Origin of the sequence: Paraburkholderia sp. 40, from assembly GCF_050434105.1 — a bacterium.
GTDB lineage: Bacteria > Pseudomonadota > Gammaproteobacteria > Burkholderiales > Burkholderiaceae > Paraburkholderia > Paraburkholderia tuberum.
Map to the genome: position 1 here is coordinate 2,158,692 of NZ_JBNPVY010000002.1, position 24,183 is coordinate 2,182,874.

Consider the following 24,183-nt stretch of genomic DNA (forward strand, 5'->3'; position numbering starts at 1 on the left):
TATCATTGCGGCCTGAGGTGCAGATCGTTGCTCACGGATTGCACCCCCGGCACGCCGCGCGTCACGGCAAGCGCTTTCTGAATCTGTGCCTCCGAATCCACGTATCCTGACAACTGCACGACGCCTCGGTATGTCGCGACGCTCATCGGCAAGGGTCTCAGTTCCGGGGTCGCGACGAGCGCCTGCTTCACCCGGGCGGCGAGCGCAGCGTCATCAGTGGCGATCTTCCCCGGCGCTGTCAAGGGCGGCGTCACCGTGGACTTACAGCCGCTGGTGAACGCGAACGCTGGCAATGCAAACGCCGCGACGATCAGCAGTCGGCTTTTGATGTATGGCGCGTTTCGCATGTCGGCTATGAAATCCTGATTCGATAAGCGCTAAATGGTGGGCTGAAAAGCGGGCCGAGTGGCGAAGGGATACGGCGCATCTCGGCTTACAAGCTACCTGTATTGGCAGGGCAACCCTTCGCGTCGATTTGGCGAGGCGAATCAGGCGTAGCAATTGCGCAGGTACGAGAGAACGAGTATCTGACTATCGCCATTGCAGTTTCCCACGAACTGCATACGTTAGCCGAGGACGGTATCTGAAGAAGTTTTCCCATGTCTGAGCCTGTCAATCCTGCCAATACCCGGGCGAGCGGGTTTCAAGGTGTCACGCGGAGGGTGCTTGAACGCATACCAATGTCTGGCAGTGATCGCGAACTTGTGCTGTCCGAGGTGACCTATCTACCGGGTAGCGCAGCCCCGTTGAACCACCTGCGATCACACGCTCGGCAGGCTGAGCCGAATGACCGCAGCGCGTCAGGCGGCTTCGGGGCAAGCGGGTACCGCACTGTCATCGGTCCGCTGGTCAAAGCGCCGCACGGGGGCAACGAAGACCCTTGAAGCGCTCCACCAGAAGTCTGATGTCCCGGCATAAAGTTTATCTGCATGCCCATTTTCTAAAGAGATCGCGGAATCTGCCGATAAAGAGGTCATCGTACAACACCGGGTTGAAAAGCGGCATGAGAAACGTATCGGTTCGAAATAGTCTCCTGACTGTCTTCCTGATCTTTGCGGCGATGATTTTGCTGGGCGGCGTGATCGGTGTCGCCACGCTCAGCCGCGCGAATGCCAATCTCAACCGCATCCATCAGATTGCGACGCAGGAAATTCTCGTCAACGACGCATACAAGGACTCCACACGCACTCGAGCCGCGTTGACACGAGCCTACTCAGCTCTAAAGGAGCGCAATGACGAGACGACGCGAGACTCGGCATTGAAGAGCGCCGAAACGACGATGAACCGGGCGGCTGCGGAAACCGAGTCGTTTCGAAGCGCCGCCGTTTTTCGTGGCCAGGACGACGGGTTGAAGCAGCAGTTGATCGAATCGTCAGTCAACCTCGCCGCGATTCTGAAGAAAGCCTCCGATGCTCTGCGTGCCGGCGATACGAACGCCTACGCCGCTATCAACGATCACGACATTACGTCAACCGGTGTGGCGTATTCGGTGAATGTCGAGAAATTCCAGAGCATGGCTAACACGTTGTCGAACGATGCCATCGCGCAGGTCGATCGCGAATATACGTGGGTCGTCAGCCTGGTCATTTTCGGAGTGAGCGCGGCATTGGTCCTGATCGTCGCCGCGCATTTCGCGCTGCGGCGCATCGTGACGACTCCGCTGAACGACGCCGCCAATCTGCTCGATCGAATCGCGGCGAATGATCTGACAGCGCGCATCCCCGAGGCGAGCGGCAACGAGATCGGTCAGCTATTCGCGGCGATGCAGCGGATGCAGCGTGGTTTGGCTCAGACAGTGGCGAACGTGCGCAACAGTTGCGAGGCCATTCACGGCGGCGCGCGCGAGATTGCCGCGGGCAATGTGGATCTGTCGAGCCGCACAGAGCAGCAATCAGCGGCACTGGAAGAAACCGCGGCCAGCATGGAGCAATTGACGTCCACCGTCAAACAGAACGCGGATAACGCGCAGCAGGCAAGTGCACAGGCTTCGAGCGCAGCCGATGTCGCCGAGCATGGCGGCGAAGTGGTCGAGCGCGCCATCCAGACAATGAATTCAATCAGCCAGAGTTCGCGGAGGATCGCCGAGATCACCGGGATGATCGACAGCATCGCGTTTCAGACCAATATCCTTGCGCTGAATGCGGCGGTCGAATCGGCACGGGCCGGTGAGCAGGGACGCGGCTTCGCCGTGGTCGCAAGCGAAGTTCGCAGTCTAGCTCTGCGCAGCGCGGACGCCGCCCGAGAAATCAAGGCCTTGATCGGCGCCTCGGTCGAGGACGTGGCTAACGGCAATAGTCTGGTCGCGCAGGCGGGTCAGTCGATGAAGGAGATTGTTAGCGCCGTGCGCGGCGTGGCCACCATCATGAATGAAATCAAGGCAGCAACGATCGAGCAGAGCACGGGCATCGAACAGGTCGGCCAGGCGGTTACGCAGATGGACCAGGTGACTCAACAGAATGCGGCACTCGTCGAAGAAGCCGCCGCTGCCGCGAGCGCGCTCGAACAGCAGGCGCAGTCAATGACGAATGCAGTCTCGGCATTCCGCCTCGCCGCGCAATAGAAGCTCCGATTGACCGACGCAAAACGCTGGTCGATTCAGACAATCTAAACCGTTTCTAGCTGGGGTATGAACATGAACGTTAAAGGCGTGCTGGGCGCCACCGCAATTCTGATTTTCGGTGCTTCCGTCTCCGGCATGTCACAGGCCGCGACGTATGCATATGTATCGAATGCAGATAGTCAGGATATCTCGGTTTTCAGTTTCGACAAGTCGAACGGCTCGCTTGCGCCCGTGGAGACTGTGTCTGTCGGTGCAACGGTGATGCCGATGGCGTTTTCGCCGGATCACCTTCGGCTCTACGCAGGACTGCGCTCGAAGCCTTATCGCGTGGTGAGCTTTGCGGTCAATCCGCTCGATGGCCGGCTGATCGAACTCGGCAGGGCGCCGCTTGCGGATAGCATGGCGTATATCTCGACGGACGCAAACGGCCGTTACCTCTTTTCCGCGTCATATGGCGGCAATCTTCTGGCGGTGAACCAGGTCGGCGCGGATGGTGTGGTCGGCAACGTACAGCAGACCGTCAAGACCGGCCCGATGGCTCATGCGATCCGCAACGCTCCGGACAACCGTTTCGTATTCGCGTCGGTTCTCGGCGCGGATGCCTGGCTTCGTCTCAAGTTCGACGCCTCGAATGGGCAGTTGACGGAGGACACCGCGCCCGCCTATTCGTTGCCGCCGAAATCGGGACCACGTCACTTCGTATTCTCGCCGGATCATCGCTTCACGTACCTGATTGATGAACTCGACGGCAAGCTGCACGTACTCGCCTTCGATAGCACCCGCGACACCGTCAAGCCGGTCGAAACAGTCTCGATCCTGCCGCCCGATTTTTCCGGCGGCAATCCGTGGGGGGCCGATCTCCACCTGACCCCGGACGGGCGATTCCTGTTTGCATCGGAGCGCACATCGAGCACGCTCGCGGCGTACAAGGTGAACGCTGCCTCTGGCAAGCTGACGCGTATCGGTACATACCCGACCGAAAAGCAACCGCGTGGATTCAATATCGATCCGTCCGGCAAGTACTTGCTGGCTGTCGGGCAATTATCGACGAGCCTTAGCGTTTACAACATCGATCGCAAGACTGGCAAGTTGAGTGCGATCGGACAGTATCCGGTCGGCAAGGGCGCGAACTGGGTTGAACTCGTGGAGTTTGATGGCACAAACGCCGATTGAGGTTTGATTCCCGGATCGCCGTGCGGTGAGCATGGCGTTCCTGATTCGGCTTTCACTGGGCGCCACAATTTGCGTTTTGTCGGCGGTGATGCGTCCGCGACGTTCCAAGAGCTTCGAGCTACAGCTGATTTCACAAAGCCCGGCAAAAATACGCATAACTTCGACGGCTCCGAAATTCGAGGGCTTTGATTAGCCGTCTGACGTCAGCTCCGATCGCGGTCCCGGCTACGACAGACACCGCGATTATGCAAAGCATACGAGGCCAGTTAGTCGAACCGCCTCGGCAGATTTTGCGGCTTTCCGAGGCAGCTTTGCATAATCACGAGCTTTGCATAATCGGCCAATCCGGCCATTCGAGAAGCCATGATTTTGCGTGGCAGCGAACGGCCGCTATAGAGAAGGTCGACCCTCCACTTACGGCCACTCTGAACCACTCGAACCAGATTTGCCACGGTCTGCTTGCGGGCCGACAGGATGACAATCCGAGCCGTCCGGAATGGCTTGCCGGGACCATGACTGTGCCGCATGGTTCCGGGCGACGGGAGGGCACGCCCGCGATGAGGATCATTAGCCGCGGTCACGCACCACATCGCTGCGGTTCCACCATCCGCCGCCGACAGCCTGAAAGAGTGCGACGGTATCGGAATACCGGGTGGCCTGAGTCTGGACGAGGCTGATGCGGGCCTGCTGGTACGTCCGCTGCGCGTCGAGCAGCGCAAGATAGCTGATCGCGCCAACGTGGAACTCGCGCTGGGACACAGCGAGGCTGTCCGCCGCCGCCCGCTCGGCTGCTGCCTCGGCCACCACTGCGTCCGCATCTGATTGCAGCGCTCGCAACGCATCAGCCACGTTCTGAAACGCCGAGATGACGGTGTTGCGATACTGCGCCGCTGCTGCATCGAAAGCGTCAATTGCGGCGCGGCGCCGGTGCAGCAACGTTCCACCTTCGAAGAGGGGCTGCGTGAGTCCCGCTCCCAGGTTCCAGATCGCGCTTCCCGGCGAAAACAGCGCATCGTTGGTCTCGCTGCCATAGGCGGCGCTGAGCGTGAGTTGCGGCAACATATTGGCGGTGGCGACGCCGATCTCTGCGCTTGCGGCGTGCAGTTGCGCTTTCGACGCGCGAATGTCCGGACGCTGCTCGACGAGTGTCGACGGCAGGCTGACCGGCAACGTGTCGGGCAACTGCAGCGACGCGAGATCAAACGTCTCGACCAGCTCGTCACTCGGGAAGCGGCCAAGATAGGCCGTGAGCTGATTGCGGGTCAGCGCCAGTTGCTTTTGCAGCGGCGGCAACTGCGCGCGTGTTTGCGCCAGCGTGGCCGCCTGCGCGAGTACCGCCGCATTGGCGACGGCGCCGATCGCGAATTGCCGTTTCAATCCCGCGAGTTGCTGCGTCTCGATGTCGACGATCTCCTCTGTGGCTGCAATCTGCGCCCGCAACGAAGCCTCCTGTACGGCGGCCGTGGCGACGTTCGACGTCAAGCTCAGATAGCTCGCCTCGAGTTCGAAGCGTTCGTACTCGGCTTGCGCGGCGAGCGATTCGATCTGCCGGCGCGTACCGCCCCAGATATCGAGCAGGTAGGTGACGCTCACCGAGGCGTTGTTGAGCCTGAAGACCGGCACCGTGGTCGAGATCCCGAACGGCGAGCCCGAAATCCTCTCGCGAGCAGTCGAGATGTCCGCACTCACCGTCGGGAACAGCGCCCCTTGTGCTGCGTAAAGCGCTTCGTTGGCCTCGCGAAGGGTGGCCTGCGCCGCCTGCAGGCTCGGGTTGGCCTCAAGCGCACGTTCTACGAGTGCGTTCAGCGCAGCCGAGTGGAATAGCGTCCACCATTGCCCCGGAATGTCGAGAGCTTGCACGAAACGCTGCGCCTCGCCGCCGTGGACGTCCGACGCGACGGTTCGCTCCGGCAGCGGCTCCCGCGTATAGCCGCTGACCTGCGGCGGCCCGGGTGGCGCGAAGTCAGGTCCGACTTCGCAGCCGCCAAGCAGCGTCGCCGCCGAAAGCGCCGCGCAGGCGGCGCTGCGGCAACATGCTGCCCGTGGGTGACGCGCAAAGCCGGGGTTCGATGTCATTGCTGCGCGCTCCTCATGTTACGGGCCGTTTACGAAGGCTTCGCCGCAACCGGTTTCACGGCCATGCCGGGGCTGAGCTTGAGGAGATTGCCGACAACGACCGAATCGTCCCGAACGACGCCCTTCCTGACCGCAACAAGTGGCCCGTAGTCCGAGCCGAGGGTCACGTAGCGCTGCTCGACCCGCTTGTCTGCGCCGACGACGTAGACGTATTTGCCAAGCTGGTTGGAGCCGACGGCCACTTGTGGCACCAGCAGCGTGTTGGGTGCGTCCGCGACGTGCAGGCGCACGCGGATGAATTGCCCCGGCAGCAACGTGTGATCCGGGTTCTCGACGGTCGCGCGCGCGGTGATGGTGCCGCTGCTGCGCCCCACGTTGTTGTCGAGAAACGTGAGCCTGCCACGGTACTGCGGGCTCGCGCCCTGACCGACGATGACCTCGGCCGCGATGGTCCCCTTCGCCTGATCCTGCTGGATAGTGGCGAGATCGGTGTCCGGCGGATTGAAGGTGGCATAGATCGGGTCGAGCTGCACGAGGGTGTTGAGCTGGGTCCCCGTGCTGCTGATGAGCGCACCTTCATGCACCTGACTCAGGCTGAGACGCCCGGAGAACGGCGCGCGGATCTTCGTAAAGTCGAGATTGAGCAGCGCCGTCTCGATGAGCGCACGATCCGCCGCGAGTGCGGCCAGGTCCTGATGCTCGGTGCTCGCGGACTGCTGCAGCGTATCGATCGACACGTCTCCCGTCTCGCTCATCAGCGTATTGCGGCGATGGCTGGCGATGGCATATTCGAGCGCCGCCGCATCCTTTGCCGCCTGCGCCCTCGCCTGATCGAGCGCCGCCTGATAACTGCGCGGATCGATCTCATACAGGAGTGTGCCCTTGCTCACGTCCGAGCCATCGGACACCCCCTGCTTCGCCAGGTAGCCGGTCACCTGCGCCTGAAGCGTGACGGTGCGGATCGCGTCCGTGGTGCCGACATATTCGAGGTAAACCGGCACGGTATGCTCGACCACCTGGGTTACGGGCACCTCGGTGGGGGCGGCTGGGTCCGGCGCGGGCGGGCGGCCGGTAGCCTGTCGCGCTCCCCCACCTGTGAACGACAGGACGCAGACGACTACAGCGATCGCCAGGCCTGTGGCTACAACGCGAAGTTTGCCGACTCTCATTGCGCCGTTGCTCCCCGATCAATCCCCGGACGCCGCCTCGCCGCCATCGCGAGGCGCGCGACCGATACGTTTGAGCACGGCCTCACGCAAGTGCTCGATCACCGTGTAGAAGATCGGCACGAATCCCAGGCTGAGCAAGGTGGCGGCGAGCATGCCGCCTACCACCGTCGTCCCGATCGACCGGCGGCTCGCGGCGCCCGCGCCGGCGGCGATCATCAATGGGACGGCGCCAAAGATGAACGCGAACGCGGTCATGAGGATCGGGCGCAGACGCAGGCGGGCCGCCTCGGTCACCGCCGCGACGATATCGAGGCCGGCTTCGCGGCGCCGCTTGGCAAATTCGACGATCAGGATCGCGTTCTTCGCCGCCAGCCCGATCAGCAGGACGAAACCAATCTGCGCATAGATGTCGACCTGCATGTGGCGCAGCCACAGCAGCCCCAGCGCGCCGAACAGGGCTAGCGGCACCGTGAGGATGATGGTGAACGGCAACGTCCAGCTCTCGTATTGCGCGGCGAGGAACAGGAACACGAAGGACAGCGCGAGCGCGAAGACCATGCCCGCGACCGAGCCGGCCTGCAGCTCCTGATAGGTAATGCCCGTCCAGTCATAGCCGAAATCCGCCGGCAAAACGCGCGCCGCGCGCTCCATCGCCGCGATCGCCTGGCCCGAACTGTAGCCCGGCGCCGCACTGCCGGTGATCTCCGCGGCACCGTAGAGGTTGTAATGAGGCGCCGTGTCCGGCCCCACCGTCGGTTCGAGCCGGCCGAGCGTGCCCAGCGGCACCATGCTTCCCGCGGCGTTGCGCACGTAGAGCCGTGACAGGTCGCTGCGGTTCCCGCGGGCGTTGTCGTCGGCCTCGAGCAACACCTCGAAGGTGCGGCCGAACAGCGTCACATTGTTCACGTACAGCGAGCCGAGATAGATCTGCATCGTATTGAACACATCGCTCAGGTTGAGCCCGAGCAGCTTCGCCTTCACGCGGTCGAGATTGAAATCGTATTGCGGCGTCGACGTGTTGTAGCTGGTGAGCAGGGTGCGCCGCTCGAGTTCAGGCTGTTGCCGCGCCTGGGCGAGAAAGGCCTGGGTCGCCTCGCCGAGTGCGGCACTGCCCCGGCCGCTCAGGTCCTCGATTTCGAAATCGAAGCCGCCGAAGGTGCCGAGGCCGGCAATAGTCGGTGGAATCAGTGCAAGCGCCACCGCCTCCGGAATCTGATTGAGCTTCGGCTGTACCGTGGCGATGAGGTTGGCGACGCTCTGCTTCGCACCTCGCTCGTCCCACGGCTTCAGGATCACGAACTGGGCCGCACTGTTCGACGTCGTGCTGCGAGTGATGAAATTCAGACCGCTGATGGACAGCACGTTCGCCACGCCGGGCGTCGCCCTCAGGATCGCGCGGGTCTTCTCCACCACGGCTTCGGTGCGTTGCAGCGAAGCGCCGTTCGGGAGTTGCGTAATCACATAGAAATAGCCGGGATCTTCAACCGGCAAAAAGGCGGAAGGGATCGTCGAATGGAGCAGCCAGGTCACACCCAGGCCACACGCGAAGACCGCCAGCGCGAGCCAGCGCAGTCGGATCAAGCCGCGCAGCGAATTCGCGTAGTGGTTGCGCGCCCAGTTAAAGCCTTGATTGAACTTGCGAAACAGGATGAACCGTGGCGGCCTGTCCCGTCGCAACAGCAACGCGCAGAGCGCCGGACTGAGCGTCAGGGAATTGAACGCCGAGAGCGCCACCGAAATGGCGATGGTCAACGCAAACTGATTGTAGAGACGGCCCGTCACGCCCGGCAGGAAGGCGATCGGCACGAACACGGCGCCGAGCACTGCCGAGGTGGCAACGATCGGCCCCGTCACTTCCCGCATCGCCGCCTTGGCCGCAGCCATGGGCGTAAGCCCGCTCTCGAGTTGGCGTTCGACATTCTCGACCACGACGATCGCATCGTCGACGACGAGGCCGATAGCGAGGACCATGCCGAGCAGGCTGACCGTGTTCAGCGAAAAGTCGAGCACCAGCATGATCGCGAGGGTGCCGATGAGCGCCACTGGAATGGCGATCATCGGAATGAACGTGGTCCGCCAGCTCTGCAGGAACAGGAACACGACGCCCAGCACCAGCAGCAGCGCAAAGGTCAGCGTCTTCATCACCTCGACCATCGAGGCGGACACGAACATGGTGGTGTCGTAGGTGATGCCCCACGCCATCCCTTTCGGGAAGCGCTTTGCAAGCGTCTGCATCGTGGCCTTGACACGCTGGTCGAGGTCGAGCGCATTAGCGCTCGGCAACTGGAAGACGGCGAGCAGCGCCGCCGGGTGTTCGTTCACAGAGGCGCTAGAGGTGTACTGAAGTGCGCCCAGATCGATGCGCGCCACGTCGCGCAGATACACAGTTGCGTCGCTCGCCGTGCCGGCGCGCAGCACGATATTGCCGAATTGCTGCGCGTCCGCCAACTGGCCGTGGGTGTTGATCTGGTATTGAAACGTCGTGCCCGACGGCGCCGGCGCCTCGCCGAACTTGCCTGCGGCGACCTGCACATTCTGCTCGGCGATCGCATGCTGGACATCGGTGGCTGTCATGCCGAGCGCGGCGAGCTTGTTGGGGTCGAGCCAGATGCGCATCGAGTAGCGGCGTTCGCCGAAGATCGTGACATCGCTCACGCCGGGCAGGCGCTTGAGCGAGTCGACGAGCTGGAGATAAGCGTAGTTGCTGAGGGTGACAGGATCGATCGAGCCGTCTGGCGAATAGAGATTCACCGCCAGAACAAAGTTCGGGTTCTGCTTCTGGATGGTGATGCCGGCCTGATTGACGATGCTGGGAAGTTGCGCTGTCGCCTGCGAGATGCGGTTCTGCACGTCGACCGCGCCGATGTCGACGTTGTAGCCGACGTTGAACGTGACGGTGATCGTGGACGTGCCATCGTTGGCACTCACCGACGACAGGTAGCTCATACCCGGCACGCCGTTGATCTGCTCTTCGAGCGGCGCGGTGACGGTGTCCGCCACGACCTGCGCGCTCGCACCCGTATAGGTCGACTTGACCAGAACCTGTGGCGGCGTGATCTGCGGAAACCGCTCCACCGGCAGGTTGAACCAGGCAATGAGTCCCGCGAGCACCATGATGATGGCGATCGACGATGCGAAGATCGGACGCTCGATAAAGAAATCGACCATTGACCTCGCCCCGAGTCCCAGGTAGCTTGACGGAAACGCGCCGGTATAGTTTCCGCCGTCGGTAGACATTGTCAATAGGCCTTGATCGTGACGCGCGAAACACAGATTCAACCTATCCGATCAGGCGGGCGTCCTACGCTGCGAGAGTCCGAAATTCGTCTGCAGCGCCTGCTCGATGTTGCGCAGCGCCATTTTCTTGCCGCTGGATATCGCGAGACCAGCCTTGAAGCCATCGCGCGAGAGGCGGGTATTGCAAAAAAAACGCTGTACGATCGATTCGGCAGCAAGGCAGGCCTGTTCAGCGCAATCGTCGAGACGCTGCGTCGTTCATGGATCACGCAGCTCGGCGATATCGTGCTCGATGCGCGCCGTCCAGAGCACGTCCTCGAGAAGGTCGCGCTCCATCTGCTGGATGTGTGCACGCGGCCTGACATGATCGCATTGCATCGCCTGCTTCTGATCGAGGCCTATCGTTTTCCCGAACTCATCAGCGGGTATTACAACAAGGCGGGTGGACTACGCGGCATGGAGCCGCTTTCGGACTATCTTCGTTCGGCAGTCGCCGATGGCGCATTGCAACTCGATGACGTTGCGCTGGCTACCGAGCAGTTTCTACACCTGGTACTCGGCGGGGTCCGCGCGCGGCTGCTGCTTGGCGCCACCAGGAGGCGCCCCAGCGCATCGGAGCGCAACAGAATCGCGCGTGAGGCGGTCCGCATCTTCCTCGCTGGATGCAAGGTGCTCTGAGCGAGCGCGTTCCGGTCTTCGTCCGATTCTGCCCGGCCGATATTCGCCTGGAGCGGCCGCGGCCGGCGGGATGCCGGCCCAATTCCCGTCTGCTTCCGGGGCCGCGCAACCGGCCACCCGCTGCTGCATTGCGACAATCGGGCGTTCGTATTCCTGGTTGCCGTGCTGCGTGTGGTTGAGGCCGCGAGGAATTGGCCCCCCGTACGTGTTTCCCTTGCCTAAACTCAAGTTGGTACGCGCCGAACTCTGACGGCACAAGCGCGGTAGCGCTCGCGCGCGAACTCCGGCACGTATTTGAAATCTGAAAGAACATGGGGGGCGGACATGACGACGGCTGTCAGCTTTCATATCGGCTATACGCAATACCTTGGCCCCGATGGCGAGCCTGTCCAGTCATTGCCAGCCTTCGCACGTGACCCGGCGGCGCTGATTCCGCTCTATCGCGCGATGGTGCTGACACGGGCGTTCGACACGAAGGCGGTCGCCCTGCAGCGTACCGGCAAGCTCGGCACCTTTGCGTCGTCGGTTGGCCAGGAGGCGATCGGTGTCGGTGTCGCCAGCGCGATGCAGCCCGACGACGTGCTGTTCCCTTCGTATCGCGATCACGCCGCGCAATTGCTGCGCGGCGTCACGATGACGGAAAGTCTCCTGTATTGGGGCGGCGACGAGCGCGGCAGCGATTTCAGCGTGCCCCGTAACGATTTTCCGAACTGTGTGCCGATCGGCACACAGGTGTGCCATGCGGCCGGCGCAGCCTACGCGTTCCTGCTGCGTCACGAGCCGCGCGTTGCGGTGGCGATCTTCGGCGACGGCGGCACATCCAAGGGCGATTTCTACGAGGCGATGAACATGGCCGGCGTCTGGCAGGCGCCGCTTGTGCTCGTCGTCAATAACAACCAGTGGGCGATTTCGGTACCACGCAACCACCAGAGCGCTGCGCAAACGCTCGCGCAAAAAGCGATCGCTGCAGGAATAGAGGGGCTGCAGGTCGACGGCAACGACGTGATCGCCGTGCATCAGGTTGTCCACGCGGCGCTCGCCAAGGCTCGCCGCGGCGATGGCCCGACGCTGATCGAGGCGCTCAGCTATCGCCTCGGTGATCACACGACGGCCGATGACGCGACGCGCTATCGCGACGCCGAGGTCATCGGCAAGCAATGGGAATACGAACCGCTGCTTCGTTTGCGCACCTACCTGATGCACGTGAACGTCTGGACCAAGGCGCAGGACGAGGAACTCGGGAAGGCGTGCCGTGCGCAGGTCGAGCAGGCCGTCGACGCGTACCTTGCGATACCGCCTCCGGGCCCATCCGCGATGTTCGATCACCTGTATGAGGCGTTGCCCCCAGCGATGCGTGAGCAATTGGCGATGGCGCAACGTTTCGCGCCGGCTAAGGGGAACGGCGATGGCTGATCTCAACATGGTCGACGCCCTCAATCAGGCGCTCGCATATGAACTGGCGCACGACCCTGCCGTTGTGCTGCTCGGAGAGGACATTGGCGTGAACGGCGGCGTATTTCGCGCGACCGTCGGGTTGCAGACGCGCTTTGGCGCTCAGCGGGTGATCGACACGCCGCTGGCCGAAACCGCCCTCGCCGGCTGCGCGATCGGCATGGCGGCGATGGGCGTTAAGCCCGTTGTGGAGATCCAGTTCGCCGGGTTTGTCTATCCGACCATCGATCACATCCTGAATCATGCGTCGCGTCTGCGGCATCGAACGCGCGGACGACTGACGTGTCCGCTGGTGATCCGTGCGCCATGCGGCGCAGGCATTCACGCACCGGAGCACCATTCCGAAAGCCCTGAAGCGCTGTTCACCCACATACCCGGGCTGCGCGTCGTGACGCCGTCGTCGCCAGCACGCGCGTACGGCTTGCTGCTGGCGGCGATCCGGGACCCGGACCCGGTGATCTTCTTCGAGCCGACGCGGCTGTACCGGCTCTTCAGGCAGCCGGTGGAGGATGACGGCGAAGCGCTGCCACTCGACAGTTGCTTTACGTTGCGCGATGGGGCAGACATCACTCTGGTGGGCTGGGGAGGCGCGTTGCAAGACGTGCAGGCCGCGGCCGATCTGCTCGCGCAGGAAGGCGTAATGGCCGAGGTGATCGATGTGGCGACGCTCAAGCCGCTCGACATGAACACCATTCTCGCGTCGGTGGCGAAAACCGGACGCTGCGTGATCGTGCATGAGGGCTCGCATGCCGGAGGGGTCGGCGCGGAGATCGCCGCCAACATCGCCGAGCGCGGACTGTACTCGCTGCTCGCACCGGTGCAGCGCGTCACCGGTTACGACGTGGTGGTGCCGCTGTACAGACTCGAGAATCAATACATGCCAGGCACTGAGCGCATCGTTGGCGCGGTCAGGCAGGCGCTGGAAGCGTAGGGATGCCATGAAAATCTTCAAACTGCCTGATCTCGGCGAAGGTTTGCAGGAAGCGGAGATCGTCGAGTGGCACGTCAGGAGCGGCGAAGACATTCGCGCTGATCAACGGCTGCTGTCGGTGGAAACGGCGAAGGCGATCGTCGATATTCCGTCGCCTCAATCCGGCCGAGTCGCGAAGCTGTTCGGCCAGCCCGGCGATATCGTGCATCTGGGGGCGCCGCTCGTCGCATTTGAAGGAGCGGCCGACGAAGCCGATGCTGGTACCGTGGTCGGTCATATGGAGGTCGGCCAGCATGTGGTGCACGAAGCGCCGGCGGCGCTCGGCGGCAGCCCGGGCACGGGTGTCGGCACAATCAAGGCGATCCCGGCGGTGCGGGCGCTCGCGCGCAAGCTTGATGTCGATCTTGCGATGGTGACACCGTCGGGGGCGGAGGGTGTCATCACGGCGGCTGACGTGCAGCGCGTCGCGAAGATACTCGCTCAGCTCGGTCCGCCCGAAGTGCTGCGCGGCGTGCGGCGCGCGATGGCGCAGAACATGGCGCGCGCGCAGAGCGAAGTGGCGGCCGCGACCGTCATCGACGACGCCGACATTCATGAGTGGCCGCCACATACCGATGTGACGATCCGTCTGATCCGTGCGCTGGTAGCAGGATGCAGCGCCGAACCCGGGCTCAACGCATGGTTCGACGGACATGCGGGACGGCGCCACGTACTGGAAAAGATCGACCTCGGCATCGCCGTCGATCTACCGGATGGCCTCTTTGTACCGGTATTGCGCGACATTGCGCACCGCAACGCAGCGGATCTGCGCGGCGGCCTCGACCGGATGCGTGTCGACATCCGGGCGCGCAAGATTCCACCTGAGGAACTGCGCGGCAATACGATCACGTTGTCGAACTTCGGCATGATCGCCGGCAAATACGCAGCTCCCGTGGTCGTGCCGCCCACTGTCGCGATCCTTGGAGCGGGGCGCATTCACGAGCAGGTCGTGGCGGTAAGTGGCGTTCCGGCCGTGCATCGGATCTTGCCGCTTAGTCTGACGTTCGACCATCGGGTCGTCACGGGCGGCGAAGCAGCACGGTTTCTCGCCGCGGCGATCGTGGATCTGCAGATGGCGCAGTAGCTGTGACTGCGCGAATTCAAAAATTCAGAAGGTGTATGCGTTGTGTCCAGCTTGGGACGTTCGCAGATTTCTGCTGCCAAGCCGTAACGGGTGGGGGGACAGCCCTTCAACGATAGCGTCTGTTCAATTTGCTCGGGAGCGTGTCTCGTGCTAACTGCGATTGCGACAACATGGCGTCCGTTCTGCATATGGAGCATGTCGGCCATACAGGCACAGCGAAATCGTATGCCAATCCGTAAATCGTTCGAGGCGTGCCGGTTCGCAGCTTCGTGCAGCGCACCCGGTCTTTGGATCGCTTCGTCTGCAAAACGGCCCCGCCTCGTGAAACAGTTACAAGATAAGTATTGACGCTGGTACCACTTGGCGGTTAGTGTGTCGCATGAAGTTCAAGAAGTTCGATTGCTGTTCATCAATTGCTCGCTCCTCAGCGGTATTCGTTGTCCTCTCCCTCCTTGACGCTTCATACGCTCTTCAACGGAGCACATTTTCCCGTTTTTTCTCAAGGATTCTTCATGGATACCGGTACCGTTAAGTGGTTCAACGATAGCAAAGGTTTTGGCTTCATCACCCCGGACAAGGGCGGTGACGACCTTTTCGCTCACTTCTCCGAAATCAGCGGCGACGGCTTCAAGACGCTGGCTGAAAATCAGAAGGTGAGCTTCGAAACGAAGCAAGGCCCGAAGGGTCTGCAGGCAGCTAACATCAAGCCGCTGTAAAGTTTGAAGAGCCCGGCGTTCCGCGACGGACGCCGGGTTGCAGGGACATCCTTACGGAGCGTTGTTTCCTGAAGTGGCGCGTTCCCTCCTGGCTGCATCGGTTTCGCCGGCAGCTTGCCAAGCGCCATACGTCTCATTGCGCTCATTTTCCCCTCTGGCATTAGCGCCACGTCTTCGCTTTCCGACTGCTTCAGATTCGGCCTGAGATGCCTTTGAATCGGCGTACCTGTGCACATTTCGCAAGGCGCGCGCGCACTCGACATTATTAAAACTAAAATGCAGAACAAACAAATTCAACAATACAACGGCTATGCCGTCCAGCCCTCGGCGCATCGTTTGCCCGACGGCAGTTTTTCCTCCAACCTGCTGCTAGAACGCGCCGATAGCGAGCGCGCGGACGGCCGATACCAGTTCTATTCGCTCGATTACTTCACGAGTGAGGAGCAGGCGTTGCAGCACTCGACACGCTGGGCACGCAACTGGGTCGACACGCGCGGTTAACGGAGACGCGCCAGTTCTGCACGCTCAACGCATCTTAGGTGTCAGGACGCGTGCAATTAGGCGCCCGCAACCATCACGCGCGATCGATCGGTTACCTTCCGGTTTGAGCCGGGCGCTCAGTGCGAACTTCTGGATTTTCTCTATCGACGTCTTCGGCATTCTACACACGGCATCGAAGTCGACGACGCTCTTGAGCTTTCAGAATGGGTCGAAGTGTGAACGCAGGCGCGGGCGGACGGCAATCACCCATCGGTCACTATGCGGCCGAGATGGAATGGACATGGCTTCCCTTCGGGCATGACGGTATCTACTTCGTGGTCGACGCCTGAGGAGGCGATGACAGGAACTGGCAGCAATGCGGTCGCACTGGCATAGCCTGCCGAGCATGTGGCGACTGACGATCAGAAGGTCAACTTCTTTATCACACACATTGTTGATGGCGTGCCGCTGGCGCGCGCGAACACGGGTACCTTCTGCATAGACTCGGGTTCTGGCTCTAGCGCTCAGGGGGATTCCAGGATGGCGCGATCAAAGCCGTCAGTATCAATCAGCATTTCGGCGTAGGCCACCGACGCGCGCCTTGCGTCGCCGGCATTCACGAAGGGCCTCTTGCCGGGCACACGGAATAAGCGACTTCGCGGGTTGTCCGTCATGGAATCCGGGTCGCTGATGCGAATCGACGCATCGAATCCTTCCTCGTAATTGTGACCATATCCTGGTTGAGTCGTGCGATGCGGATACACGAGTAAGGAAATATCGAGACCGCGATAATGGCGAATGGTTGTCATCAGGTCACTCCTTTTGGCCGCAGCAAGCAGCACGTTTTTGATCGTTGTGCAGGTTTGGCCGAAGGAGATACGCCCCGAGCCACACCGACGAGGCGACCGGAACGAAGTTTCCTGGCTAGCTGTCCGGTACGCGGATACCCGAGCTTCGCGCTTAACGTCCGCAAGCGTTCCCTCACCCGGCATTCCGCTCACGTTTGTCCGATCGGGCACCGCACTGTCCCGAACTCACGAAGTGGGTCGCTCCCGTATCCTTGGCCAGCCTCATCGCGCGTGGCAAGCAGACGCTGTTGATCGTGGTGTTCTTGAAGAGTTTGCAACGTAAGCGTGGAGGTGGAACTAGGCAGACAGCCGTCGCCGGCCATCTAAGCCAACGCTATGACAATCCGGGCAGTGCCCCGCTTTGCCGACCCCACGTTTCAAGGTACGCGCGACAGTACTATCGGTCAATACAATTCTGGTAACAGTCTCTGCGTCTGCGCCGCCCGATGTAACCCGTTCCAGCGTATAGTGAGCCATACCCTGTGGAGTGACCAACATGTCGACACACCCGATTCTTCTCTACAAGGGGTACGAACTTCATCCCCTTGTCTTTCCCCGCACATTCAGTCGCTTTGACGGACATTCCCGTTACGCGGAAGGTTACGAAATTGCGGTACGGATATGTCGTCCGGCGGCGACAGCAATTCCCTCCGCAAGCCGGGTCTTCAGGCTGAACCAAACGCATACATTCTCTGACTTCGGTACGGCAAGGCGAGCCGCCCGGCAGCAGGGAAAGGACATCGTCGATGGAAAGGTGAGCGGCGCTTCGGTCATCGACATATGAAAACGCCGCTGACGGACAGCATTCATCGATGTGCTCGATCGTGCGACGAATTGCTGTCTGCCTGATGGCTGATCTGACCGTCGCTCCCACATAAAAGGCGGCCAGCGCCTCCAGCTTTTGGCGACCGGTATGGCCGCATTCCGCTGCGCAACGGACCCTTTACCCGGCGGTGAGCATACCTCATTGCCGGAATAGCGGGACAGGGCTGCGATCGACATGCTACTCGGGACGCTCGCCGGCGATCACCCTCCCGAACGATTCGCGATTTTGCCTTCCCCGAAGATTCGATGTGGCCGGCTGCAAAAACGTACCGCAGACCTGCAAGTCGAGCAGCCATTGGCGTCGCTGGCTCACGCCGTCTCGTCGCCCAATCGGGCCCCGCGTTCCCGGCTGTTCCGCGACGAACACATACCCCCGAAATGAAGTCGGTCCGGATAGCCGTTGCGTGTCACGCTCGGCAATCGCGTGGTCGCGGGTGCGTCCGCGTCGAGCCAGAGGCGCAAACACCGCATTGGTCTCCTCGCAGGCGGTCGGGTAACGCTGGAACTCCTTATGACCTGACGAAAGGGTGAATCGATTTCCGCCAAAAAGGGCGAACGGGGCTGCAATGCAGTTTCGCGCGCTTCGTTTCGCCGTCGTTGAATTGTTGACGTCGAGACTGCTTGCCGCGCATGTCGGAGGCGCACTCTGCGTCGCCACATGATGAACCGGAGAAGAGAGGCAGTCCAATGTGGATCTTCGGATCGCCGCCGCCTACCGGCGCTGCGGTACGTAAGTGCCGGGTTGACTTGCATGTTCCCTGTGCTTCTCTGACGGCGCCTGGAGCACGGGTTGTTCTGTACAAATCCATCAATGGGCGTAGCATGAAATCGTCACTCGACCTGCGACCGGTCCTCGCGTCCCTAAGCTGCTTACCCGACGGAACCGGAGATCCGCTTTCACCCAAAACCGAAACGTGGCCGACTTCCTGAAGGGCAGCGGACGCAGTGGCACACGTCGCTACGCTCCGTCTTTTCCGCTACACAATGAGACAGCCTCAAAGGTACCGATCACGACCGGTTCCCGTCTCTACCGCAGGCTCGAACTTCATCCGCTGGTGGTTGACTCAGAGCCGTTGCAAACATTGGAGTTTGGTATGGAAAGAAACGACCTGCTGAAATGGATTCGGTGCAATGGTGATGACATCGTCGATCGGTTTCTGCCGCCCGGCGCGCAGGGCGAACTGGATAGCCTCATCCATGACCGCCGTCACGAGATCGATGCGGGCGCGTTTCTGATGTTCATGTCGATTCGTGCGCTTCTATGCGAACGCGGCATGGCAAGCTGCGAGTCGGATCGCGAGGCCGGACAAATCATGGCCATGCTGAGCACCTAAGTTCCGCGCTTTTCGACGCCCCTCTGAGACAGTCGCAATCGAGCGATAACCCCAAAGGAATACCATGCGCTTCAATTCCACCCTGATCGTTATCGACCCCACCCCCCGGCGGGCCGACGGCGAGTACATGGCCCACGCACGCATCAGCGGCAGCCGTGCCGACGGCACCGGGTACGAGATTCATTCGAGTGGCGATCTGGCAGGCTTCGACGCACGCGAGGACGCGATCGCCTATGCGAAGAACTGGGCGCAGGACTGGCTGCACGCGTGCTTCGGGTAACAGACGTCTCACCTACGGACGCAACGAGAGAGGGATTGGCGTGCAGGCCGGCCATTCGCCATCAGAGGAAGATGCAGCGGGATGTTGGTCACGCGTTTCGATCCAATCGCTTGCCCATCGGTTCTGGTAAACCGGTGCCTCTGCTTGACGGCCACAGTACCCGAGAGAGTAGAACTCGAATAGCAGGGGCCGTACGGACATCGGATCACCTAAGCGTCAGGTCTAAAGAGAAAGAGCCGTCGGAACGAGAGCGAGCACACAGCGTATCGGCGGGACCGCGTGGGCCGCATTGTCGGACGAGCACCCTTTGCGCGACATCGACCGAATCAGCTTCGCGTCGCGCATACGTGAGAGCCACCCCGGCCAGCAACGTCTTCTCCCGGTCGGTCAGGAGCTGCAGGTTGACGCCCAGGTCTCCTTTAGCAATTGATTGGTCTTCTCCAGGATGTCGTGTTCAAGCTGCAATTGGCGGATATCGCGTCGAAGCGATTCGACCTGCCGCTCCAGTTCTCCCCGCTCAGGGGTGTGCGGCGAATCGTTGTGGCGTTTCATGAAAGGCCGGACACGAACGCTCACCACTGTCCAGAAAATCCAGGCGGTTGATTACGAGTACATGGACTACCTCCGGGTAGTCCAAGACGGTGTAAACCCGATGGATCCCGCGACGAACTGGCGCGTAATATCGGTTCGGCTAAAAATCTCCTCAATTTCTTCGCCGGAGTAGGCATGCGACTGTCCGATTTTATCGTGCAGGAAATGGAGCCCATTCTGGCGCAGTGGGAGGCGTTTGCCGCCACGCTGCTGCCAGCCGCTGGCAACATGGGCTCCCTCGCGTTGCGCGACCACGCGCAGCAGATTCTGGAAGCAGTAGCCAGGGATTTGCAGACTTCGCAGACCAGGGAAGCGCAGCACGAAAAATCCTTGGGGAGGGCACCCTGGCTGACGGATGCGCCGGAGACAGCTGCGCAATCCCATGCGGTCCTGCGCGCTCGAGGCGGTTTCAACATCAACCAGCTGGCCGCGGAATACCGCGCTTTGCGTGCAAGCGTGCTGCGTTTGTGGATGGATGAGTGTCAGCCCGATGCGCCTCATCTGGATGACATCATCCGCTTCAACGAGGCCATCGATCAGGCGCTGGCCGAATCACTCGGTTTTTTCAGCACACAAGTCGATCAGGCTCGCAATCTGTTGCTTGGGATGCTCGGACACGACATGCGGAGCCCGCTGCAGACGATCCAGGTGACAGCTTCATATCTGTCCGCGCTCAATGCGGGGGAGCGCGTTTCAGAAGCTGCAGCCCGTCTGGTGCGCAGCGGCGCCCGGATGCAGGCACTTCTGGATGATCTGTGCGATTTCAACCGAACAAGGCTCGGGCTAGGTATTAACGTCATACCTGCTCCCGTTGATCTGACGAACGTGTTCACTGATGAGCTGGACCAGTTGCGCGCAGTCCATCCAGACCGGCAGATCGAGCTTGAGGTGCACGGTGACGTTCAGGGTGTCTGGGACGGTCCGCGTCTGCAGCAACTGCTCGGCAATCTCGTTCTGAATGCGCTCAGATATGGCGCGCGCGACGCGCCCGTTCGCGTCGTGGTGACTGGCGAGGAGGCCGAGGTGCGCTTCGAAGTCTGCAATAGCGGACCAGCCATCGAGGGACTGTTGCTGGAGCGCATCTTTGATCCTCTTCAGCGAGGTCCAGAGCGAAAAATCAACGAGGACGCGCAAGGCAGCCTTGGACTCGGGCTGTATATCGCGAGCGAAATCGCCAAGGCGCATCACGGCGCGATCGAGGCGCGGTCAGATAAAGAAGAGACCGCATTCGCCGTACGTCTGCCGCGCCGGGCGTAGCAGGGGAGCCCGGCTTGGAAACGGGCATGCCACGAATTATGTGGGGATCTGCTGGTGGTTTTACACCTGCCGAGACGCGCCTATTCCATCGCCGGTCCTCACAGACCGACCACGACCGCATGAAGCAAATCCGCAGCATCGTGGCAATAGCAAGGGTGCGCGCCCCGATTACCTATTCGGTTCGTGCTGCTCCATGCGCGCGATCAGCCGCGATCATTAAAACCCGGTCAGATCTCATCGAGAAAACGCGCTCGTGCACGCTTCGCCGTCATATCAGACCAGGATGGAGTTGCGCGGACGAACTCCGGCTCACGGCATTCGGCCTGGAAGTGCCCGACCGCGCAGCAAGGATCGCAACGGCTGAAGCGGGAAGACCAAGGTGTCAGTCGCCGCCAACGGGGTCTTGCGTCGCCATTATTGTTTCATCGCGCCAGTTGCGTTCGAGTTTGACGCGCCTTGAGGCGACATCGCGTGCTCACGCTTCTGCATCAATGTGCCACTGGCGGGCTTGCTGTTGCCGGCGTCCGCAGCACGGCCCATGCTCTGGCCAGCGGCACCCGGCTGCGCGTTTTGAGTATCACGGTGTGCTGGCGCAGCGTTGCCGGTGTTGGTCTGCGCAAATGCGCAAGTGCTAGCGATGATGGAAATTGCGCTGATTCCTGCCATTATCAACTTCATGATCGTCTCCCGTTCGGGACCTGCTTTTCCATCTCTGACCTGCGTGCAGCATGACGCATGCCCGGAGGAAGTGGCGAACAATAAGCGTGCGCTGTTGCCGCCCGCGAGAAGGGGATCGAAATCTCTTGCCATCTTTTACCTTGTGTCAGCGTGCAGGCGCTGCTCTGTAGCGACGGTGCCTGTACGGGCTCATTGCTGACGACGTGATGGGTCACGACCGTTGCATCATTCCAGTCAAATCTGAAAAACCAGGTGGATGGCTCAACCCGGGTTTCAGCAATCTCGCCGCTTTGCAGGCCATCCGCTAAGAACGGGACCGGCCGTCCAGCAAACACCGCCTGGCTGCATGTGTAACCTGTGGCTTCGCATTCCGACAGCTTGGGCTTAGGGCCAGCATCGCGAATCGATGGCTCGCCAGCGCGCCGGGACGGGGTACTCGGAGTCGCGTGGCGCCCGCGCATAGGTCAGGCGCGCTGCAATGAACCTGTCGACGGCGTCAAGCAACGCCGCGATTGAGGCCGGCTTTCGCAGGAACGCTGTCCAGCAGCGAATCTCTTCCGTAGGTTCCGGCATAGCCGACAGCAGCACCACCGGTAAGCCGGAAAATACCGCCTGACACTTCAGACGCCGACAAAGCTCCTTGCCGTCCATTTCCGGCATCTCCAAATCGGTGATAACGAGTTCCGGAAAATCCGTGTGGGCCTTCTGCAGTGCGTCCCATCCGTTCTCCGCGAGCACAACACGGTGTCCGCGGCTCTCCAACGCCAGTTGCAGCGCGCATCGGTTTTCAAGGTCATCGTCGATGAGCAGTACGGTGGACATGACACGACATGTTGGAAGGATCCTACTGGGTTGCGCAAGCGGCATACCTAAGTAGCGCTCGCTGCCTGTTCGACTACCCTCTGCGTCCAACACGTGGGCGGTCGGGCGACATGGTTGCGGCATGGCGCTCGCCCGCTTTGCTCTTACCAAAGCAGCAGCGCAAGTCCGCCGCACCCCGTTGACTATATTGGATACGTCGACCGGTGAGAGTCATCGACTTGAACCGGATAATCATAAAACTTCCGTCTGGAAGTTAATCGATTTGGTGTTTTGGTGACGGCTTGGGTGATGTCAGCGATCACGGGAGTTCCTCGCTGCGAACGCGGATGCGCCGCCGACAAAATTCGCGGGACGGCCGATTAACTCAATCCGGCCGCTTTATGCCAAATGAATCGCGCCATTAAAACCGGCCAGTTGTTACTGGCCGGAACGATTGGCGAGTTCGAGTTTTTCTGCCGCCGCGGATCATTGAAAATGGAATTTCACTGACCTGGAATTTTGCGGTTACCCGATGGATATTCACTTCTGCCTGGTGAAAAAAACGGTCGTTTTTTTCTCGAATTAGTGTCGGATTATTCCGTCGTTGTTCTGTCTATGCGGGTAGACCCACACAATCAGCGCACAGTTAATTAACGAAAAACCATAATCCTTGCAAGGCATGAATAACCACGATCGGTTATGAAAATTTGAAACCTCGGCTGGGTTGTGTAGGGGCGGCAAGCCTTGGACTTGCAGTCGGAAGGGACGCTGACACAGGCCGCGGGCGGTACCGGCAGCGAAGGGGTGGGCCGCTCGGCGTGGGCGCGACTATTCGGCCAGCAGATCGACAATCGGTACCAGACCTTCACCGATGCGCGCGCTAACGGCCATGTGCTCGGCGTTCAGGCCGGCGTCGATCTCTGGCGCGGCAGCTTCATGTCCGGCCATCACGATTCAGCGGGCATCTACTTTGCCTACGGCAACAGTAACGCCGACGTGGACGGCCTCGTCACCAATGCGGCTGCGACTGGCTATGTGCTGAACCACACCGGCTCGGTCAATCTCAATGGATATTCCGGCGGCGCGTACTGGACACATTACGGCCCGGGCGGATGGTATATCGACGCGGTACTGCAGGGCACCTATTACGACGGGGATGCGACGACACAGGACGCCCGGTTGCCCGTCTCGGGTTCGGGGTTCGCCACTTCGCTGGAAGCTGGCTATCCGTTCCCCTTGCCGCTTGGACCGGGCTTCGTGCTTGAACCTCAGATGCAGGTTATCTGGCAGCACGTCGGGTTGAACGAAGCCAATGACGGGCTGGGTCCGGTCGATCCCGGCTCCACGTCAGGCGTGACCGGGCGGCTCGGGCTGCGTGGTCAGTGGACCATCGAACGCGCCGGCGGAGACGTATGGCAGCCATACGTGCGCACCAATCTCTGGCGGGACTGGGGGGCTCAGGCTGCGACGACATACTCCGGCGCCGAGCAGGTGCCACTCAGACAGCAGTTCACGCGTATGGACTTCGCCGCAGGCGTGACGGCGAAGCTCAACACGCGTATGAGCCTGTATGGACAGTTCGGCTATCAGTTCTCGATCAACGATTCGGTCAGTGGCAGCCAAAAGGGCGTCTGGGGCGACGTCGGTTTTCGCTACGCCTGGTGAGCTGCCGTTGACTGCAGGTCTCGCGCTGAGGGAGAGTAGGTACGGCAGCCTGTAACCGCAGGCGGGATGTTCGGCACGAATTCTGCAATTCTTCACGCAGCGACGATTCTTTCCTATGCTTGAAGCAACGGCGAGCCCGCCGGAGCTGCCATTGCCGAGTCGCAGGACCGAGGGCCGCACGCCTGCGCCGTGACATCGAATCAAAGCAGCCGTTCGCGCATGTTTCGATGATTCACCGGCTACCGGGCGGTCTGGATGGCAACGTTTGGGCTACCCAGCAAACGAACGGAGCGTGGCGATGAAGCGGAG

Annotated in this window: 20 protein-coding genes and 2 pseudogenes; 14 read left to right on the top strand and 8 right to left on the bottom strand. The window is 61.2% G+C overall.

The window, feature by feature from the left end; genetic code table 11:
* Positions 1-2: 2 nt before the first annotated feature.
* On the bottom strand, positions 3-347 hold the full coding sequence (locus tag OKW28_RS11260; protein WP_429445512.1) for a BON domain-containing protein: 345 nt from the start codon (positions 345-347) through the stop codon (positions 3-5).
* Between the two features lie 656 nt (positions 348-1,003).
* On the opposite strand from OKW28_RS11260, the gene OKW28_RS11265 reads away from it, so the two are divergent.
* The gene (locus OKW28_RS11265; protein WP_429445514.1) at positions 1,004-2,560 is read left to right on the top strand and encodes a methyl-accepting chemotaxis protein; all 1,557 of its coding nucleotides are present in this window, start codon (positions 1,004-1,006) and stop codon (positions 2,558-2,560) included.
* A 72-nt stretch (positions 2,561-2,632) separates the two neighbouring features.
* Entirely contained in the window at positions 2,633-3,733 is a 1,101-nt protein-coding gene (locus OKW28_RS11270) for a lactonase family protein (RefSeq protein ID WP_429445516.1), read from the top strand.
* Positions 3,734-4,300: 567 nt separating this feature from the next.
* Here OKW28_RS11270 and OKW28_RS11275 read toward each other — a convergent pair.
* The 3 genes from OKW28_RS11275 to OKW28_RS11285 are packed head-to-tail and all read right to left on the bottom strand — an operon-like array spanning position 4,301 to position 10,146.
* Positions 4,301-5,809, bottom strand: coding sequence for an efflux transporter outer membrane subunit (locus OKW28_RS11275; RefSeq protein ID WP_429445518.1), 1,509 nt, complete (start codon positions 5,807-5,809; stop codon positions 4,301-4,303).
* Between the two features lie 29 nt (positions 5,810-5,838).
* On the bottom strand, positions 5,839-6,978 hold the full coding sequence (locus OKW28_RS11280) for an efflux RND transporter periplasmic adaptor subunit (RefSeq protein ID WP_429445520.1): 1,140 nt from the start codon (positions 6,976-6,978) through the stop codon (positions 5,839-5,841).
* Positions 6,979-6,996: 18 nt separating this feature from the next.
* The gene (locus OKW28_RS11285; protein WP_429445522.1) at positions 6,997-10,146 is read right to left on the bottom strand and encodes an efflux RND transporter permease subunit; all 3,150 of its coding nucleotides are present in this window, start codon (positions 10,144-10,146) and stop codon (positions 6,997-6,999) included.
* Between the two features lie 87 nt (positions 10,147-10,233).
* Between OKW28_RS11285 and OKW28_RS11290 the strand changes: the two genes are divergently transcribed.
* The 6 genes from OKW28_RS11290 (at position 10,234) to OKW28_RS11315 (ending at position 15,616) form a co-directional block, all read left to right on the top strand.
* Complete coding sequence (locus OKW28_RS11290) at positions 10,234-10,893, top strand: TetR/AcrR family transcriptional regulator (protein WP_429445524.1); 660 nt, start codon at positions 10,234-10,236, stop codon at positions 10,891-10,893.
* 324 nt (positions 10,894-11,217) lie between these two features.
* The gene (pdhA, locus tag OKW28_RS11295) at positions 11,218-12,306 is read left to right on the top strand and encodes a pyruvate dehydrogenase (acetyl-transferring) E1 component subunit alpha (protein ID WP_429445525.1); all 1,089 of its coding nucleotides are present in this window, start codon (positions 11,218-11,220) and stop codon (positions 12,304-12,306) included.
* The gene (locus OKW28_RS11300) at positions 12,299-13,276 is read left to right on the top strand and encodes an alpha-ketoacid dehydrogenase subunit beta (protein ID WP_429445527.1); all 978 of its coding nucleotides are present in this window, start codon (positions 12,299-12,301) and stop codon (positions 13,274-13,276) included. The genes pdhA and OKW28_RS11300 overlap by 8 nt, the downstream gene beginning before the upstream one ends.
* A gap of 7 nt (positions 13,277-13,283) precedes the next feature.
* A complete protein-coding gene (locus OKW28_RS11305) occupies positions 13,284-14,399 on the top strand; it encodes a dihydrolipoamide acetyltransferase family protein (protein WP_429445529.1) in 1,116 nt (371 codons plus the stop codon).
* A 512-nt stretch (positions 14,400-14,911) separates the two neighbouring features.
* The gene (locus tag OKW28_RS11310) at positions 14,912-15,115 is read left to right on the top strand and encodes a cold-shock protein (RefSeq protein WP_012428559.1); all 204 of its coding nucleotides are present in this window, start codon (positions 14,912-14,914) and stop codon (positions 15,113-15,115) included.
* A gap of 276 nt (positions 15,116-15,391) precedes the next feature.
* The gene (locus tag OKW28_RS11315; protein ID WP_184032310.1) at positions 15,392-15,616 is read left to right on the top strand and encodes a hypothetical protein; all 225 of its coding nucleotides are present in this window, start codon (positions 15,392-15,394) and stop codon (positions 15,614-15,616) included.
* Between the two features lie 503 nt (positions 15,617-16,119).
* Here OKW28_RS11315 and OKW28_RS11320 read toward each other — a convergent pair.
* Positions 16,120-16,404, bottom strand: a complete 285-nt coding sequence (locus tag OKW28_RS11320; protein ID WP_090810391.1) for a hypothetical protein — start codon at positions 16,402-16,404, stop codon at positions 16,120-16,122.
* 535 nt (positions 16,405-16,939) lie between these two features.
* On the opposite strand from OKW28_RS11320, the gene OKW28_RS11325 reads away from it, so the two are divergent.
* The 4 genes and pseudogenes from OKW28_RS11325 (at position 16,940) to OKW28_RS11340 (ending at position 18,882) form a co-directional block, all read left to right on the top strand.
* On the top strand, positions 16,940-17,227 hold the full coding sequence (locus OKW28_RS11325) for a hypothetical protein (protein WP_090810393.1): 288 nt from the start codon (positions 16,940-16,942) through the stop codon (positions 17,225-17,227).
* A gap of 370 nt (positions 17,228-17,597) precedes the next feature.
* Positions 17,598-17,869 (top strand): annotated as a pseudogene (locus tag OKW28_RS11330) (translation initiation factor IF-1).
* A 313-nt stretch (positions 17,870-18,182) separates the two neighbouring features.
* Positions 18,183-18,602 carry a hypothetical protein gene (locus OKW28_RS11335; RefSeq protein WP_429445531.1) on the top strand — a complete coding sequence of 140 codons (420 nt, stop codon included), beginning with the start codon at positions 18,183-18,185 and terminating at the stop codon, positions 18,600-18,602.
* Positions 18,603-18,666: 64 nt separating this feature from the next.
* Complete coding sequence (locus tag OKW28_RS11340) at positions 18,667-18,882, top strand: hypothetical protein (RefSeq protein ID WP_429445532.1); 216 nt, start codon at positions 18,667-18,669, stop codon at positions 18,880-18,882.
* A gap of 364 nt (positions 18,883-19,246) precedes the next feature.
* Here OKW28_RS11340 and OKW28_RS11345 read toward each other — a convergent pair.
* Positions 19,247-19,434: pseudogene (locus OKW28_RS11345) on the bottom strand (IS3 family transposase); the annotation flags it as partial.
* Positions 19,435-19,608: 174 nt separating this feature from the next.
* Here OKW28_RS11345 and OKW28_RS11350 point away from each other — a divergent pair.
* On the top strand, positions 19,609-20,730 hold the full coding sequence (locus tag OKW28_RS11350; protein WP_429445533.1) for a sensor histidine kinase: 1,122 nt from the start codon (positions 19,609-19,611) through the stop codon (positions 20,728-20,730).
* Positions 20,731-21,144: 414 nt separating this feature from the next.
* Here OKW28_RS11350 and OKW28_RS11355 read toward each other — a convergent pair whose 3' ends face one another.
* Positions 21,145-21,540 (bottom strand): hypothetical protein, encoded by a 396-nt coding sequence (locus OKW28_RS11355; RefSeq protein ID WP_429445535.1) that lies wholly within the window; start codon positions 21,538-21,540, stop codon positions 21,145-21,147.
* A gap of 252 nt (positions 21,541-21,792) precedes the next feature.
* Positions 21,793-22,230, bottom strand: a complete 438-nt coding sequence (locus OKW28_RS11360; RefSeq protein ID WP_429445537.1) for a response regulator — start codon at positions 22,228-22,230, stop codon at positions 21,793-21,795.
* Between the two features lie 723 nt (positions 22,231-22,953).
* Between OKW28_RS11360 and OKW28_RS11365 the strand changes: the two genes are divergently transcribed.
* Positions 22,954-23,874 carry an autotransporter domain-containing protein gene (locus OKW28_RS11365; protein WP_429445539.1) on the top strand — a complete coding sequence of 307 codons (921 nt, stop codon included), beginning with the start codon at positions 22,954-22,956 and terminating at the stop codon, positions 23,872-23,874.
* The last annotated feature ends 309 nt before the right edge of the window (positions 23,875-24,183 follow it).